The organism is Halomicrobium zhouii, from assembly GCF_900114435.1.
Classification (GTDB): Archaea; Halobacteriota; Halobacteria; order Halobacteriales; family Haloarculaceae; genus Halomicrobium; species Halomicrobium zhouii.
The window spans coordinates 952,307-967,144 of record NZ_FOZK01000002.1 but is presented as its reverse complement, the minus strand read 5'-3'; the positions used below and the strand labels follow the sequence as shown (position 1 = coordinate 967,144).

The following is a 14,838-nucleotide window of genomic DNA, read 5'->3' as shown; positions in this document are numbered from 1 at the left end:
CCCGACTCGGGAGTCTCGCCAGTAACGGATCGGTTCACAGCGATGCCCGGACGCGGGGTCCTACGCCAGCGTGACGGCGTTGAGCGCCACGGCCGTCAGCCAGGGGACCGCCAGTCCGAGCGGGATGACCGGCCCGTGCTGTGGATGCCGCCACCGCACGAGCGCGGCGATGCCGAGCACGGCCACCTTGCCGAGGGCGAGGGTCTCGATGCCCCCCGCGGCGATCGCCCACCGGGCGACCGGATTGCCCTCCGTCAGGCCGTACTGGAGTCCGAGATGCGTCAGGTGCACGTCCGCGACCAGCGCGAAGACGACGACGAGCCAGAGGTGTCGCTCTATCTCCCCGCGGTCGACGCCGGACGCCACCACCCGTTCCGTCAGTGAGTCTGCCCAGTTCGTCACCGGGGACTCCGACGTGTTGCGTGCGTCCATTCCTTCGACGGACCACCATTCACCGTGTTCCCACCAGGTGCACCGTGGTCCACCGGATAGGTGGGCGCAATATATCAAAAAGCTACCTGTTATTTCCCACTTCGCCCCGGCGAACGAGAACGGATGGCACGGCCTGAGTAGCGTTAAGAGCCAGTCTCCCGACGTCGAACCATGGGCGACCTCTTCCCGGAGCGGCTCGAAACCGACCGCCTGGAACTCGATGCGCTGACTGCGGAAACCATCGACCCGCTAACACTCTACGAAATCGCCTCGCACCACGAACCGGCCATCGACGAGATAACTCGGTATCTCACGTGGAACCCCCACCAGACGCCAAAGGACTCCCTGGAGTTCATCGAGACAGTCACCGCCGATCGTGAGGACGGCGAGGGCGCAGCGTACCTGATCCGGCCGGCCGAGGGCGAGGCGGGCGCCGGTGAGATCGCCGGCGGCGCCGCCCTCGACGTCGACTGGGAGCGCCGTCGCGGCACGCTCGGCGTGTGGCTACGCAAGCGGTTCTGGGGCCGGAGCTACTCCGGAGAGCGCGCGGCGGCGCTGTTCGAACTCGCCTTCGAGCGACTCGACCTGGAGGTCGTCGGCGTCACCTGCCACGTGGACAACGAGCAGTCGCGGCGCGCCATCGAGAAGTACGTCGAGGCCCACGGCGGGACCTACGAGGGCCTGTTCCGGAACGAACTCGTCTACGGCGACGAACCCGCCGACGTCCGTCGCTACAGCGTCACCCGCGAGGAATACGAGGCGGCGACGGACGGCGAGTAGCGCCGTCAGTTGCTGTGGCCGACGGCGATTCTCACTCAGATGACGGTCCCGTGTTTCTTCTCGGGCAGGTCCTTCTCGACGGTCTCGTAGAACTCGAAGCGGGCCGCGAGCTGGGCTCGCAGGTCGCTCGGCGGGACGACCTCGTCGATGACCACCTCGCTGGCCATCCGGTGGACGTCGATGTCCTCGCGATACGCCTCGCGGAGTTCCTGTGCCCGCCGTTCGCGCTCCGCTTCGTCCTCGATGCCGTCCAGCTTGTTCGCGTAGACGGCGTTAATGGCCGCCTCGGGGCCCATGATGGCGATCTCTCCCGAAGGAAGACCGAGCGTCGCCTCCGGGTCGTAGGCCGGCCCGGACATGGCGTAGATGCCGGCGCCGTAGGCCTTCCGGAGGACGACGCACTGCTTCGGGACCGTGGCCGACGACGTCGCGTAGATCATCTTCTTGCCCTGTTCGAGGATGCCCTCCTTTTCGACCTGTGAACCGGCCATGAATCCGGGAGTGTCACAGAGGTACAGCAGGGGGACGTCGTAGGCGTCGCAGGTCCAGACGAACTGGGCGGCTTTCTCCGCGGCGTCGGGGAAGATGGCGCCGGCGCGCTGGTTCGGCTGGTTGGCGACGATGCCGACCGGGCGACCGTCGATGCGGGCGAACGCGGTGAGGATCTCTCGCCCGTACTCCGGCCGGAGTTCGAGGACGGAGCCCGCGTCGACCACCCGGTCGATCACGCGCCGGACGTCGTACCCCCTGTTGGGCGCCTCGGGGATGACGGAGTCGATGCCGGCGGGTGGTTTCTCGGGCTCGGTGCCCTCGGTCTGGGGCGGCGAGTCGCCGGCGCTGTCCGGGAGATAAGAGATCAGCTGTGCCACCAGTTCGCGGGCGTGCTCCTCGTCCTCGGCGACCAGGTCGGCGCTCCCGGAGTGGCGGGCGTGAACCCCGGGGCCGCCCAGTTCGTCCAGGTCGATTTCTTCACCCGTGACCATCTCGACCATCCGCGGGCTGGCGATGGCCATCGCCGACATCCCCTTCACCATCACCGTGAAATCGGCGAAGACGGGCGTGTAGGCCGCGCCGGCGATGCAGGGCCCGTAGAGGACGCAGATCTGTGGCACGCGCCCGGACAGCATCGAGTGGTTGTAGTAGTACTTCCCGATGCCCTCGCGGTTGGCGAAGAAGCCCCGCTGCTGGTCGATGCGCCCGCCGGAGGAGTCCATCAGGTAGAGGACCGGTTTGCCGGTCTTGAGCGCCCGCTGTTGCATCCGGAGGAACTTCTCGACGCCCTTCTCGGCCATCGACCCGGCCTTGACGGTGAAGTCGTTGGCCATGAAGAACAGGTCCCTGCCCTCGAAGGTGGCCGCGCCGGTCAGCAGGCCGTCGGCCGGCAGCCGGGTGTCCGGGTCCGCCTCGTCCACGTCCGGAGAGTCCTCGTGCCAGGCGTCGAAGTTGGCGAACGTCCCGTCCTCGAAGCGGACGCCGTCGTCGCCGTCTTCTCCGTCGGGCCCGTTTCCCCCGGCCCCGTCGCCACCGAACCACAGGTCGAGGCGGTCGCGGACGAACAGCTTCCCTTGCTCGCTCAACCGGTCACGGTACTTCTCCGGGCCGCCGCGGTGGACGTCGGCGATCTCCTCAAGCAGTCGGCGCTCGCGGTCGGTCGGCCCGAGGTCCTCCTCGGCATCGTCCGACACGTCGCCCGGACCGGACGCGTGCCCGTCGGTCGCGGGGGCAGCATCGGCGTCGTGGACGACGGCGGGTTCCTCGGCGTCGCCGACGAACACCTCGACCGTCTCGCCGACGTGTTCCGCGACCGCGGCGGCGATGGCCGACGCCTCGTCCTCGCTCGCGCCGGCCGCGATGTGGACCTTCATACCACGTACCACGGACGGGGCTGTAACAACGTTTGTCCCCGCCGCGACCGCTCCCGGTTATCACCAGTTGTAATCGCGCCGGGTTATTGATGCTCCGGGGCGGGAAACTGGACCGGTAGTGAACGCCTCGTCCTCGCCAGCGGCGCCGTCCGCCTCGCCCAGCGAGCGGTGGCGAGCGCGGGCCGCCGTCCTGGCCATCGTCGCGGTGCTGGTACTCTCGCTACTACTGGCGACCTCGGCCCTCGCCCAGGAGTCGGACGACACTCCGCCGACACTGGCCGGGGGAGAGCGGGTCAACGCCACGACGATGCAGGTCACCGTCGCGGACGATACCGACGTCGACGAAGCGTCCATCGACGTCGAGGACTTCTCGCTCAGCGACGGCGACCTCGCGTCGATCAACGTCACCGAGAGCGGGTCGAACGCGACGGTGAAGCTCTTCCTCGAATCCGGTGTCAACACCGACACGGTCACCGTCCGGAGCCCCGCCGACGGTGCCGTCACCGACGCCGCCGGGAACGCGCTCGCCAGCGACTCGGTCACCGTCACCGGCATGGACAGCCGGCTCCCCTTCCTCCGGGAGTTCAGACTCAAACGTGTCAACGAGTCGGCGGCGAAGATCGTCGCCCGGTCGAACGAACCGCTGACCGGGCTCGACGTCGAGATCCGCGGCCCGACGTCGGCGAACCTGACCAGGGCCGACTTCCGCGCCGTCGACGACAACGTCTTCGGCGTCCCCCACGTGCGGACCGTCCACTTTCCCGAAGACGGGGTCTACACCGTCGAGGTGACCTCGCTCGAGGACGAATCAGGCCTCTTCGTCAATCTCACCACGGCGGAGACGTTCGTCCGCGACGCGACGGCGCCGACCACAGAAATCGACGGCCCCAGCCACGTCGAAGCGGGTGACCGCGCCCGCTTCGACGGGTCGGCCAGCACCGACAACGTCGGCGTCGTCGACTACGAGTGGACCGTCGACGGCGAGACTTTGGCCAACGGGAGCGGCTTCGAACACGCCTTCGACGAGCCAGGGACCCACCGGGTGGGCCTGACCGTCGCCGACGAAGGCGGTAACGCGGACACGGCGAACTGGTCGGTGACGGTCCACGACGCGCCGAGCAAGCGCGGCGTCGGCGTCACGGCGACGAACGACAGCGCCCGTCGCCTCGTCGTGGTGAGTTCGAACCGGACCGAGGAACGCGTCCGGATCACCGACGAGTACGGCCGCCTCGTGGGTGACGACGACGTGACGGTGCGCTCGCTCCGCGTCACGCTCCCGACCGACGAGACGCTTCGCCTGAACGTCTGTGGCAACGCCACGGCTCCCGGTTTCGAGGACGGAACGGGGCGCGAGGCGCTCACGGTAGTCTCCATCGACCACGGGAACGAGACCGTCCGCGATCCGACGTTCCGCTTCTCCGTCTCCGCCTCGCGGCTCTCCCGGGCCGGCATCTCCTACTCCGACGTCGCGCTGTACCGTGACGACGGGAACTGGACCGAACTCCCCACCGAAGTGGTCCGCGCGACGAAGTCGACGGTCGTCTACGAGGCCGAGTCCCCCGGACTGTCGACGTTCGTCGTCGGCGCGTCGGGGGCGGAGCGAGACTGGGAAGCGAGCGACGGGGGTGACGGAGGCGACATTCGCGTCGCCGACGCACGCCTCGTCCGCGACTCGGTCCCCCTCGGCGAGTACGTCGTCGTCGAAGTGACGCTCGCGAACGACGGAATCGAGCGGGGCTCCTTCCTCGCTGGCCTGTCAGTCGGGTCCCGGGTCGTCGACACGCGGCGAGTGACGGTCGACGCGGGCGAGACGAGGTCGGTGTCCTTCGCCACGCGCGCCGTCAGCAACGGGACCGTCAGCGTGAACGGCACCGTCGCTGGCGACCTTCGAGTGGTCACGCGAGACGAGACGCCCACCGAAGAAAGCGGGGGCGGCCTGCTCTCGAACGACGGCAACGATACCGGCGAGGAGGCCAACGGGAGCGAGAACAGTGGCGACGGAGGGGGATTCGACGTCCCGATACCGAACCCGCTGGCCCTCTGGCCCGACGGGCTGGTCGGGACGGTTCTCACAGGGATCGTCGGTCTCGTCGTCGGCACCTACGGCGTGCTCAAGGCCCTGGCTATCTACCTGGGATACTGACCGAAACGTGCGCACCGGCGCGGTCGAGAATCAGTCGAGTGCCGCTTCGAGCCGGTCGACGAGGTCGGAGTTCCCGACGTAGAGCGGCGTGCGCTCGTGGAGTTCGTCGGGTTCGACGTCCAGCAGCGACTGCTCGCCGTTCGAGGAGCGACCGCCGGCGGTCTCGACGACGTAGCCCATCGGCTGGCCCTCGAACTGGAGGCGCAGTTTGCCCTCGGGGGCGTCGCGGAGCGCGGGGTACGCGAAGATGCCGCCGTAGGTGAGCACCTGGCTGATGTCGGCGATCATCGCGCCGCCGTAGCGGAGCTTGAGTTCCTCGCGGACGTCGTCGGCGAACTCGGTGAACGCGTCGGTCCAACTGGGTTCGCCGCCGCCGAAGCCGTACACCGTCGGGTCGTCGGAGATGGTGACGTCGTCGTCGACGACGCGGGACTCGCCGTCGTGGAGGAGGTACTCCGTGACGCTCCCGTCGCGGGCGACGACCATGCTCGTGACGGGGCCATAGATGACGTACCCCGCGGCGACGAGGTCGCGACCGACCGTCGGTGGCTGGGTCTCGTAGACACCGAATATCGTACCCATCCCGCTGTTGGGCTTGAGGTTCGACGAGCCGTCGAGCGGGTCCATCGCGACGTGGAGATCGCCCTCGTCAGTGGCAACGTCGTCGCGGTCCTGGGTGACGACGTCCTCGCGCTCCTCGCTTGCGTAGCTCGCGACGCCGTCGATGGCCAGCAGTCGCTCCTCGAACAGTTCGTCGGCACGGACGTCGGCGGCCAGTTGCTGGTCGCCGGTCGCGTTGGAGTCCGCCGTGTACTGTCGGTACTCGGCGATGGCCGTCCGGACCTCGGGCGCCGTCTCGGCGATGGTCTCGACGACGGCGTCGACGGTCGAATTCGTTTCGTCGCTGGACACGTCGAGCGAGCCGTTCATCGAAGTGCAGCGTCGACGGTATCGTCCTTATAGATGACGCGTTCGAGCGAGTCGAGCAGGCTCTCGGGGTCCTGACGCTGCCAGACGTTGCGCCCGACCGCGAGGCCGGCGCCGCCGGCGTCCATCACCGCGCGGACGCTGTCCAGGAACGCCTCGTCGGACACCTTGGAGCCGCCGCTCATGATGACCTTCGACTTGCCGGCCATCTGAACCGCCTGTTCCATCCCCTGGCGGCTACCGGGGTACTTGACCTTCGTCACGTCGGCGCCGAGTTCCAGCCCGAGTCGGGCCGCGTAGGCGATGGTGCTCTCCTTGGTGTCGTTCTTGAGTCCCTGACCGCGCGGGTAGGACCACAGCACGACGGGCATGTCGTAGTCCCGGGCCGCCTCCTGGGCTTCGCGGAACTCCTCGACCATCTCCGTCTCCTTGTTCGAGCCGGGGTACACCGTGAAGCCGATGGCGTCGGCCTCCAGCTGGGTGGCCGCGTACTCGACGGAGCACGTGACGGACGAGTCCGGCTCGCCCATCCACATGTTGGAGGTGCCGTTGAGCTTCGCCAGTAGCGTCACGTCGTCCTCGTAGGAGGGGTAGTACGCCTCCGCGGGTCCCTTCTGGACCGCCAGTGCGGTGACCGCGTCGTGGGTCGCCGTCCGGAAGATGGACTCCGGGTCAGCGCTCTCCGGGCGCTCCTCGAAGTCGACCGGGCCGTGTTCCATGCCGTGGTCGTACGCGAGAATCAGCACTTTGCCGTCCCGAGCCAGTGGAGTGTCGTCGATGGGCCGCATCAGGTGTCGGTTCTCGGCGACCGACCAAGTATTTTGTTACTGACATTTACTACGAAGCGAGTCAATCCGCGTTCGGCGAGGCAGGAATTGCCAATATCCCCGGACGGAGCGGGTCTCGTGGTAGCAATTCACGCGACCGATCTGCGTGCTCGCTCGACGGCACCTCTATACGACAGGCGGGCGACCATTCTCGCATGAGTGAGATCGTCAGTATCCAGACGGTCGGCGTCGTCGGCGCGGGGACGATGGGCGCCGGCATCGCACAGGTCGCCGCGACGGCCGGCTACGACGTGACGATGGTCGACGTCGAATCGGACCTCGTCGACGCCGGTTTCGACCGCATCGACGACAGCCTGGACCGACTGGTCGGCAGGGACGACCTGACGCGCGAGGAGGCCGACGCCGCACTGGACCGCATCGACGGGTCGACGGAAACCGCGAACCTGGGCGACGCCGATCTGGCCATCGAGGCCGTCGTCGAATCGATGGACGTCAAGCGCAAGGTGTTCGCGGACCTCGACGACGTCTGTGGCGACGGGGCCATCCTGGCGACCAACACCAGCACGCTCTCGATAACGAGCATCGCCGAGGCCACCGACCGTCCGGCACAGGTCGTCGGCCTCCACTTCATGAACCCCGTCCCGATAATGCCCGGCGTCGAAGTCGTGGACGGCGAGAAGACGAGTGCAGAGGCGCTCCGGACTGCCCACGAGTTCGCCGAGTCCCTCGACAAGGAGACCTGGGAGTCCGACGACAAGCCCGGGTTCGTGGTAAATCGGGTGCTGATGCCCTGGATCAACGAGGGAATCCGCGCCCTCGACGAGGGAGTCGCCACGAAGGACGATATCGACCGCGGACTGAAACTCGGGACCAACGTCCCGATGGGGCCCCTGGAACTCGCGGACCACGTCGGCCTCGACGTCTGCCTCCACGCCTCCGAGACGCTCCACGATGAACTGGGCGACCGGTACAAGCCCGCCTACCTGTTGAAACGGAAGGTGGAGGCAGGCGACCTCGGCAAGAAGACCGGCCAAGGGTTCTACGAGTACGACCAGGAGTGAATTCGAGCGGATTCGGTACCGGGAACGTCGTACCGTCAAACGACAACCAGAAAGCCCCGACCGTTTCAGTCCCACCCTGAGTCGGCTGGTTAATCGGAGATGCGGGTGGGATTGAAAGGGGCGGCCGTCTCACCGAACCCCGGCGAAGGAAGCACGCGAACGGAGTGAGCGCGCGTGGTTCGAAAGACGGCGCGCCGTCTTTCGTCATCACGAGAATCTTCGATTCTCGGACGACAGCGAGCCGCGGGAGGTGAGACGGCCGGGGCTTTCTGGTTGTAGTTCTCGCCGATTCCGTCAGTTTCTAGCCCGCTTTCCACAGATCATGGGCGAACAATCAAGGCCCGTCCCACGATACCTGCTAGCATGGATTTCGCGCCGACGCAGGAACAGCGACAGATCCGGGAGATGGTCGCGGAGTTCGTCGACGAAGAGGTCGTTCCGCGCGCGAGCGACATCGACGAGACAGACGAGTTCCCACAGGACCTCGTCGACCAGATGGCCGATCTCGGGCTACTGGGGATGCCAATTTCAGAGGAGTACGGCGGCGCGGGGCTGGACTACCACGCCTACGCCATGGCGCTCGAAGAGATATCGCGAGGCAGCGGCGGCCTCGGGACCATCGTCGCCGCCCACATCTCGCTGGCCTGTAACATGATCGACGAGTTCGGCGACGAGGATCAGAAAGAGGAGTACCTCGTCCCGCTGGCCGACGGCGAGGAGGTCGGGGCCTTCGCCCTCTCCGAGGCTGGCGCGGGGAGCGACGTGCCGGCGATGGAGACCACCGCAGAGCGAGACGGGGACGAGTACGTCGTCAACGGCGGCAAACTCTGGATATCCAACGGCTCCGTCGCGGACACAGTCGTCCTCTTCGCCAAGACGGACCCCGAAGCGGGGAACAGGGGCATTTCGTCGTTCGTCGTCCGGCCGGACGAGGACGAGGGGTTCCACGTCGAGGGGACCGAGCACAAACTCGGTGACAAGGGGTGTCCGACGGCGGAGCTGCGATTCGACGAGATGCGACTCCCGGCGGACCGCCGCCTCGGCGAGGAGGGTCGGGGGTTCGTCCACGCGCTCAAGACGCTCAACGGCGGGCGGATCACCATCGCCGCGCGCGGCGTCGGCATCGCGCAGGCCGCCCTCGACGCGGCGCTGGAGTACGCCCAGGAGCGCGAGCAGTTCGACCAGCCCATCTCCGACTTCCAGGCCATCCAGCACAAACTGGCCGACATGGACACGAAGCTCCAGGCCGCGCGCATGCTGATGCACCGGGCCGCAGACCTGAAGATGCGCGACGAAGACTTCGTGAAGGAGGCCGCCCAGGCCAAGCTCTACGCCTCGGAGATCTCCCGCGAGGTCGCCAACGAGGGCATCCAGATCCACGGCGGCTACGGCTACACGAAGGACTTCCCGGCAGAACGGTTCTACCGCGACGCGAAGCTCAACGAAATCTACGAGGGGACGAGCGAAGTCCTGCGGAACACCATTGCCGACCAGTTGCTGGAGTGACGGCCACGTCCCCGTCGTTCCCACCGGTGGGTACGGACCGGGACCGGATCTACGTGAGGAGTTCTGCGACTGTGATGTTCCGGAAGCGGAGCCAGTACATCGTCGTCCCGGTCCCGGCCATTCCCATGGAGAGTGCTTCCGGGAGGTCGGTGAGCACGAACGCGAGCGCGCCAGCGACGGCCAGCAACCAGAACAGCATCGTCACGCCATCACCCCCCAGCTGGAGAAGTCGGTCGAGTGGAGTTACGATTCGCATAGGCCGGCTGGTCCGCTCTTTCTTATAAACCTCCGGTCAGGACCACCAGAGCACCGTGTCGAGGGCTGCCCTGATCAGCCAGAGCCGCGTCCCGTCTGCGACGTACCGACTCGCGCTGAGCGTCGCCAGGAGCGACCCGACGCCGGCGCCGAGGAGGAGCGCAATGAGTAGCAATCGACCCGGTGCGAACATCTCGCCGACGCTCCACACGGCGATAGCCAGACCGATAGCGAACGGCGTCGCGTCGAGGATGCCGTAGATAGCCGCCCGTCTCCGTCCCATGGCCGTCCGTCACGGAGCCCCGTGAAAAGTCATTCGTCGGCCGCTCGCTCTACCCGTCCGGGTGCTCGCGGTCCCCATCCAGATGCTCACGCATCCATTCGTAGTGTTCGTGCACGCGACGTTCGCCCGCCTCGGTGAGTGAGTACACGTCCGCGATGCCGTCCTCGTGCTTCTCGACGAACCCCGAATCGACCAGCGCCGAGAGCGCGCCGTAGAAACTCTTCGGGTCGATGCGTGTGTCGTAGTGGCGTTCGAGATGGGTCTTGAGCTTCTGTCCAGTGAGTTCGCCCTCGTCGGCGAGGAAGACGCACACATCTCGCCGCCGCCCGCTCTGGAGCCACCTGGTCATGCACGAGCGAAGGTAGCAGGGCCAGTAGTTCCTTGCGCTTCCTGTCGGCCGGTGCCCACCTCAGCAGTCGCCACGCCAGACGACGGTACTCGTGCGCCGGTCCGGGCCATCCAGCACGGACTCCTCGTCCACGCGTTCGAGCGTGACGGCGCGAACCTGCTGGTCACCGCTGGCGGACCAGCGACGACAGACGTCCCGCCCGAGCGCTGCCACTAACTGGTCCTCGTCGCCCCTGTCGACGTTCGAGGTGAACTTCCGCCAGCGTCCTCGTGGATACCTGTCGCGACCGTCCGTTGGCCCGCCCCAGCGTGCCGCCGAGACGTGCCCGGACACGTTTCGCCCCGAGTCGAGCGTCGCGTACGCGACGTACCAGCTCTCCGACTCCGGCGGATTCCCGAACATGTTCCAGGATCGGTCCTCCACGGCCTCCGGTGTCCCCGCCGGGGCGTCGACGAGTCCGACGGCGACAGCGTTGAGGAGGAGCATCGACGCCAGCAATCCAGCCAGAAACACCGAGCGCGCTGTTCTGGCTCGCTGTCCGACGGGGAGTTCCACACGACGGGGGTCGACCGAAGGGAAGCCAGTCCAGAGGCGCATCCGCACCGGTTCGGTGGCCGCTTCGACCCGGTCCCACACAGACGGCGGGAGGAAGGGAAGTAACGCTGTGAGGGAGACGAGCGGGAAAATACCCAGGTCCATCGTCAGAAACATGCCGAGGTGTCCCGAGGCGAACAGCGAGACCAGCAGGAGGCGGGCCCGGCCGGTGACGACGAGGAGCAGCGGCGAGATACAGAGCAGCGCGAACCACCCCAGCGCGGCCAGTTCGAGCAGCCTCGGGTACTGCGCGACGGAGGACGCCAGACCGACCGTGAACCGGTCCAGTTCGAACACGTACCGGATAGCGTCCCCCTGGAGCCAGACGTCGGTCCGGAGTTTGAACGCGACGTTGGCGAAGTACACCAGCACCACCTGCACCAGCAACGCCGCGGTGGCGACGGTCGCTATCCAGTCGCGGCCATCATCGCCAGCGTCGCCGGTGGCCGCGGTGTCGACGTCGACCGCCCACCTGGCACCGAGGGGGAGGAAGAGTCCCCAGAACAGCAGCCTGCGGAACAGCACGTCGCCGGCGTTGAGGACCATCGGGTTGCGGGCGTGCAGGGAGACGAGCAACACGAGGGACGCCAGCGTGGCGAGGCGGGTCCGATAGCCGACGAGCAGCGCCGTCGCGAACGCCGCGGCCACCAGGAACAGGACGCCCTGCACCCAGACCTCACCGGTGATGGCGTGGACTGACAGCGACCCCATGGCCGGATAGTGGTGGGCCAGGGCCGACCGCGGGAACACGCCGACGTCGCTGTAGAAGGTCGCCAGGTCGCGCGCTCGCAGGGCGAGGTCGAGTAACAGCAGCGTCCCGAGCGCGATACGCAACGCGGCCAGCGATCTGGGGTCGACGCCGAACCGGCGCTCGAGGCCGTCGCGAACCCGGGCGAGCGTCGACGAACCGTCAGTCGTTCGTTCGGTCACGGGAACCTTCTCGGATGGTACCTGCCCACGTCGGGTGAAAAGTCTTCTACTCCTGCGTCGGGTCGTCGACCGCGGACCGACAGCTTTCACTCCCCCGGCGTCGAACTCCCTCGCAATGACCGACGCGGAGGCGAGTGCGAACGGCGTGACGGCCCGCTACTACGAGACCGACACCGAGCGCATCCTGGCGTTCGAGGGCGAGGGCGACGGCGCGACGGGCACCGCCGCCATCGCGCAGAACCGCGATGGATACGCAATGCTCAAGGTGCGACCGACCGCCGACGGCGACGAACTCGAACGCTACTACGGCTTCGACATGGCGCTGGACCACGCCGGCGAACTTCTCGGCGTCGACCCGACGGCACTACCGGTCCCCGATGCCGCCAGCGACATGGGGATGTAGGAGGCTCCAGCGACGGGAATCGGACGCGTAGATTCGGCTTACCGCTACGCCCCTGCTATCTCCGAAGGGGCTTCCGAACGCGAGAACCGGCTCTCCGGAATTGAAGCCGCATAACAAAACCCGATCCAGCGGACGGACAGGTATGGGATCAGCGCACCGATCGGCGATCAGCGTCGTCTTCGTCGTCCTCCTCGCGGGGACGATGACGGCAGTCGCGGTCGCACCGGAACCCCAGGCACAGACCGCCCAGGCGGGCAACGCGACCGGATCCGCGACGACTATCTCCGTCTCGGCTTCCGGCGACGTCCAGGCGGAACCGGACGTCGCGGTCCTCCACCTCGAATCGGCCGCGACCGCCGAGGAGCCCCAGACCGCCACGGACCGCCTCGCCGCCAACACCTCGCGACTCCGGAGCGCCCTCCTCGACGCGGGCATCTCGGAGGACCAGATCCGGACGACCGATTACAACCTCTACGACGAGTCCGAACGCGGTGGACCCGAGCAGCCGCCCAACCAGACGCGGTACGTCGCCCAGCAGGGGATCGCCGTCGACGTGACGAACACCAGCCGCGTCGGCGAACTCGTCGACGTCGCCGTCGCCAGCGGGGCCACGGGCGTCCGCAACGTCGAGTTCACGCTCTCCGAGGAGTCCCAGGCCGACCTCCGGAACCAGGCGCTCGAAGAAGCGATGGGAAGCGCACGAACACAGGCAGAGACGCTCGCCGCGACCGAAGACGTCCGAATAACCGGCGTCAGTTCGATTTCGACGAGTTCCGAGGGTCCGCAGCCATACGCCACGCAGGACGTCGCCGCGCTCGAATCCTCGGGCACCCAGATAGACGGCGGCCCGGTCACCGTTCAGGCGACCGTGCAGGTGACCTACAACGCGACCAGCTAGGGACGAGCGGCTCCCGTTTCAGATCAGCGCGTAGGGAACGAGAAACAGCAGGACGAACAGGACGAGCAAGATCAGTCCGTAGCCGGCGGCCGTCGCGGCGGCCGTCAGCCACGTCGGATGGTCGAACTGGTCGGCGAGGGTGGGCATATCTGGAATTGCGAGCGAGGCCTCTTAGTTGTGAGTCCCAGTGAGAGCATGCGGTCGCTGTAAGCATACTGCGCCGAACGGAGTGAGGCGCAGTTTCACTTCTGGCGAGCGGAGCGAGCCAGAAGGACTTTTTCGCGAACGTTTTTCGAGGAGTGGTTCCCGCAGCGCGCTCTTCGAGCGCGCGAGGAAACCCGACGAAGAAAAAGGCTCAGGCGAAAGTCTTCGAGACGTCCTCGTCTTCCTCTTCTTCGGCCTCGATCTTCTCCCAGGCGTTCCGGAAGTCGTCCATCTGGACCTCGGTGCGGTCGTCGCGGATGGCGAACATCCCGGCCTCGGTGGTGATGGCCTTGACGTCGGCGCCGGAGACTTCGCCGGCCTCGTCGGCGAGCACCTCGAAGTCGACGTCGTCGGAGAGGTTCATGTTGCGCGTGTGGATCTTGAAGATCTGGACGCGGCCCTCGTAGTCGGGCTTGGGCACCTCGATGAGGCGGTCGAAGCGGCCGGGCCGGAGGATGGCCCGGTCGAGCATGTCGAAGCGGTTGGTGGCGGCGATGATCCTGATTTCACCGCGCTCGTCGAAGCCGTCCATCTCCGAGAGCAGCTGCATCATCGTCCGCTGGACCTCGGCGTCGCCGGAGGTCTTGGAGTCGGTTCGCTTGGCGGCGATGGCGTCGATCTCGTCGATGAAGATGACGGCGGGTTCGTGCTGGCGGGCGAGTTCGAACAGGTCGCGGACGAGTTTCGAGCCCTCGCCGATGAACTTGTGGACGAGTTCGGAGCCGGCCATCTTGATGAACGTCGCGTCAGTCTCGTTGGCGACGGCCTTCGCGAGCATCGTCTTGCCGGTGCCCGGCGGGCCGTGGAGGAGGACACCCGACGGCGGGTCGATGCCGACGTCCTCGAACATCTCGGGGTGTTCCAGCGGCATCTCGACGGTCTCGCGGACCTCGTCCATCTGCTCCTCGATGCCACCGATGTCGGCGTAGGTGACCTCGGGACTCTGGTCGACCTGCATGACCCGGGCGCGCACGTCCGTCTCGTCGTCGAGAGACTTCACGATAGAGAGGGAGTTGTTGACGGCGACGCGGCTGTCCGGTTCGAGCTCCGAGCGGAGCTCGTCGGTGACCTCGGTCAGGGCCTCCTGGTTGTTGCCGTGTTGCTTGATGACGACGCCGTCGTCGGTCATCTCCTGGACGGTGGCGACGAACAGCGGCGACTGCTTGAGCTTCTTGTTCTCGTGAGTGAGTCGTTCGAGCTTCTGCTGGTACTTGTTGTTCTCCGCGTTCGCGTCGAGGAGCTTGTCGCGCATCTCCTCGTTTTGCCCCTCCAGCACCTCGAGCCGTTCCTGGAGCGACTCGATTTTCTCTTGTTGCGACGTGTCGTCCTCGTACGGCATATCCACGTCGTCGACGGTGTCAGTCATTACCCCTCGCTAGCGGGTCAGCCATTATGAGGTTTCGGGTCGGGTCATCGGCCG

At 66.9% G+C, this 14,838-nt stretch carries 16 protein-coding genes; 6 read left to right on the top strand and 10 right to left on the bottom strand.

Annotated elements, in window-relative coordinates:
• Positions 1 to 60: 60 nt before the first annotated feature.
• Positions 61 to 432, bottom strand: a complete 372-nt coding sequence (locus BM337_RS11980) for a DUF5658 family protein (RefSeq protein ID WP_089816826.1) — start codon at positions 430 to 432, stop codon at positions 61 to 63.
• A gap of 171 nt (positions 433 to 603) precedes the next feature.
• Here BM337_RS11980 and BM337_RS11975 point away from each other — a divergent pair, with 171 nt between their 5' ends.
• The gene (locus BM337_RS11975) at positions 604 to 1,212 is read left to right on the top strand and encodes a GNAT family N-acetyltransferase (RefSeq protein ID WP_089816825.1); all 609 of its coding nucleotides are present in this window, start codon (positions 604 to 606) and stop codon (positions 1,210 to 1,212) included.
• Between the two features lie 35 nt (positions 1,213 to 1,247).
• Here the strand turns inward: BM337_RS11975 and BM337_RS11970 are convergent, their stop codons facing one another.
• Positions 1,248 to 3,077: an acyl-CoA carboxylase subunit beta gene (locus BM337_RS11970; protein ID WP_089816824.1), complete on the bottom strand. Its 1,830-nt coding sequence runs from the start codon at positions 3,075 to 3,077 to the stop codon at positions 1,248 to 1,250.
• Between the two features lie 118 nt (positions 3,078 to 3,195).
• On the opposite strand from BM337_RS11970, the gene BM337_RS11965 reads away from it, so the two are divergent.
• On the top strand, positions 3,196 to 5,220 hold the full coding sequence (locus tag BM337_RS11965) for a PKD domain-containing protein (RefSeq protein ID WP_089816823.1): 2,025 nt from the start codon (positions 3,196 to 3,198) through the stop codon (positions 5,218 to 5,220).
• A gap of 30 nt (positions 5,221 to 5,250) precedes the next feature.
• On the opposite strand, the gene BM337_RS11960 is transcribed toward BM337_RS11965, so the two are convergent.
• Positions 5,251 to 6,150 carry a class 1 fructose-bisphosphatase gene (locus BM337_RS11960; protein WP_089816822.1) on the bottom strand — a complete coding sequence of 300 codons (900 nt, stop codon included), beginning with the start codon at positions 6,148 to 6,150 and terminating at the stop codon, positions 5,251 to 5,253.
• Positions 6,147 to 6,935, bottom strand: a complete 789-nt coding sequence (locus BM337_RS11955; protein WP_089816821.1) for a class I fructose-bisphosphate aldolase — start codon at positions 6,933 to 6,935, stop codon at positions 6,147 to 6,149. The genes BM337_RS11960 and BM337_RS11955 overlap by 4 nt, the downstream gene beginning before the upstream one ends.
• A 194-nt stretch (positions 6,936 to 7,129) precedes the next feature.
• Between BM337_RS11955 and BM337_RS11950 the strand changes: the two genes are divergently transcribed.
• Entirely contained in the window at positions 7,130 to 7,996 is an 867-nt protein-coding gene (locus tag BM337_RS11950) for a 3-hydroxyacyl-CoA dehydrogenase family protein (RefSeq protein WP_089816820.1), read from the top strand.
• A 363-nt stretch (positions 7,997 to 8,359) separates the two neighbouring features.
• Entirely contained in the window at positions 8,360 to 9,502 is a 1,143-nt protein-coding gene (locus BM337_RS11945) for an acyl-CoA dehydrogenase (RefSeq protein WP_089816819.1), read from the top strand.
• Positions 9,503 to 9,551: 49 nt separating this feature from the next.
• Here the strand turns inward: BM337_RS11945 and BM337_RS11940 are convergent, their stop codons facing one another.
• The 4 genes from BM337_RS11940 to BM337_RS11925 are packed head-to-tail and all read right to left on the bottom strand — an operon-like array spanning position 9,552 to position 11,913.
• The gene (locus BM337_RS11940; RefSeq protein ID WP_089816818.1) at positions 9,552 to 9,758 is read right to left on the bottom strand and encodes a hypothetical protein; all 207 of its coding nucleotides are present in this window, start codon (positions 9,756 to 9,758) and stop codon (positions 9,552 to 9,554) included.
• Positions 9,759 to 9,794: 36 nt separating this feature from the next.
• The gene (locus BM337_RS11935) at positions 9,795 to 10,040 is read right to left on the bottom strand and encodes a hypothetical protein (protein ID WP_089816817.1); all 246 of its coding nucleotides are present in this window, start codon (positions 10,038 to 10,040) and stop codon (positions 9,795 to 9,797) included.
• 49 nt (positions 10,041 to 10,089) lie between these two features.
• Positions 10,090 to 10,389, bottom strand: coding sequence for a PadR family transcriptional regulator (locus tag BM337_RS11930; protein WP_089816816.1), 300 nt, complete (start codon positions 10,387 to 10,389; stop codon positions 10,090 to 10,092).
• A 60-nt stretch (positions 10,390 to 10,449) separates the two neighbouring features.
• Positions 10,450 to 11,913: an HTTM domain-containing protein gene (locus tag BM337_RS11925; RefSeq protein WP_089816815.1), complete on the bottom strand. Its 1,464-nt coding sequence runs from the start codon at positions 11,911 to 11,913 to the stop codon at positions 10,450 to 10,452.
• Positions 11,914 to 12,028: 115 nt separating this feature from the next.
• On the opposite strand from BM337_RS11925, the gene BM337_RS11920 reads away from it, so the two are divergent.
• Positions 12,029 to 12,316, top strand: a complete 288-nt coding sequence (locus BM337_RS11920) for a DUF7111 family protein (protein ID WP_089816814.1) — start codon at positions 12,029 to 12,031, stop codon at positions 12,314 to 12,316.
• 142 nt (positions 12,317 to 12,458) lie between these two features.
• Positions 12,459 to 13,214 carry an SIMPL domain-containing protein gene (locus BM337_RS11915; protein WP_089816813.1) on the top strand — a complete coding sequence of 252 codons (756 nt, stop codon included), beginning with the start codon at positions 12,459 to 12,461 and terminating at the stop codon, positions 13,212 to 13,214.
• An 18-nt stretch (positions 13,215 to 13,232) separates the two neighbouring features.
• Here the strand turns inward: BM337_RS11915 and BM337_RS21750 are convergent, their stop codons facing one another.
• Both BM337_RS21750 and pan1 read right to left on the bottom strand, forming a co-directional pair.
• Positions 13,233 to 13,361 carry a hypothetical protein gene (locus BM337_RS21750; protein ID WP_281244899.1) on the bottom strand — a complete coding sequence of 43 codons (129 nt, stop codon included), beginning with the start codon at positions 13,359 to 13,361 and terminating at the stop codon, positions 13,233 to 13,235.
• A gap of 208 nt (positions 13,362 to 13,569) precedes the next feature.
• Positions 13,570 to 14,784: a proteasome-activating nucleotidase Pan1 gene (gene pan1 / locus BM337_RS11910; protein WP_089816812.1), complete on the bottom strand. Its 1,215-nt coding sequence runs from the start codon at positions 14,782 to 14,784 to the stop codon at positions 13,570 to 13,572.
• Positions 14,785 to 14,838: the final 54 nt, after the last annotated feature.

Bases quoted from the DNA above. Each gene is read 5' to 3' on its own strand.
- BM337_RS11945 (WP_089816819.1), top strand. From the start codon at position 8,360: ATGGATTTCGCGCCGACGCAGGAACAGCGACAGATCCGGGAGATGGTC.
- BM337_RS11970 (WP_089816824.1), bottom strand. From the start codon at position 3,077: ATGAAGGTCCACATCGCGGCCGGCGCGAGCGAGGACGAGGCGTCGGCC.
- BM337_RS11915 (WP_089816813.1), top strand. From the start codon at position 12,459: ATGGGATCAGCGCACCGATCGGCGATCAGCGTCGTCTTCGTCGTCCTC.
- BM337_RS11980 (WP_089816826.1), bottom strand. From the start codon at position 432: ATGGACGCACGCAACACGTCGGAGTCCCCGGTGACGAACTGGGCAGAC.
- BM337_RS11935 (WP_089816817.1), bottom strand. From the start codon at position 10,040: ATGGGACGGAGACGGGCGGCTATCTACGGCATCCTCGACGCGACGCCG.
- pan1 (WP_089816812.1), bottom strand. From the start codon at position 14,784: ATGACTGACACCGTCGACGACGTGGATATGCCGTACGAGGACGACACG.
- BM337_RS11950 (WP_089816820.1), top strand. From the start codon at position 7,130: ATGAGTGAGATCGTCAGTATCCAGACGGTCGGCGTCGTCGGCGCGGGG.
- BM337_RS11955 (WP_089816821.1), bottom strand. From the start codon at position 6,935: ATGCGGCCCATCGACGACACTCCACTGGCTCGGGACGGCAAAGTGCTG.
- BM337_RS11940 (WP_089816818.1), bottom strand. From the start codon at position 9,758: ATGCGAATCGTAACTCCACTCGACCGACTTCTCCAGCTGGGGGGTGAT.
- BM337_RS11930 (WP_089816816.1), bottom strand. From the start codon at position 10,389: ATGACCAGGTGGCTCCAGAGCGGGCGGCGGCGAGATGTGTGCGTCTTC.
- BM337_RS11960 (WP_089816822.1), bottom strand. From the start codon at position 6,150: ATGAACGGCTCGCTCGACGTGTCCAGCGACGAAACGAATTCGACCGTC.
- BM337_RS11975 (WP_089816825.1), top strand. From the start codon at position 604: ATGGGCGACCTCTTCCCGGAGCGGCTCGAAACCGACCGCCTGGAACTC.
- BM337_RS21750 (WP_281244899.1), bottom strand. From the start codon at position 13,361: ATGCCCACCCTCGCCGACCAGTTCGACCATCCGACGTGGCTGACGGCC.
- BM337_RS11920 (WP_089816814.1), top strand. From the start codon at position 12,029: ATGACCGACGCGGAGGCGAGTGCGAACGGCGTGACGGCCCGCTACTAC.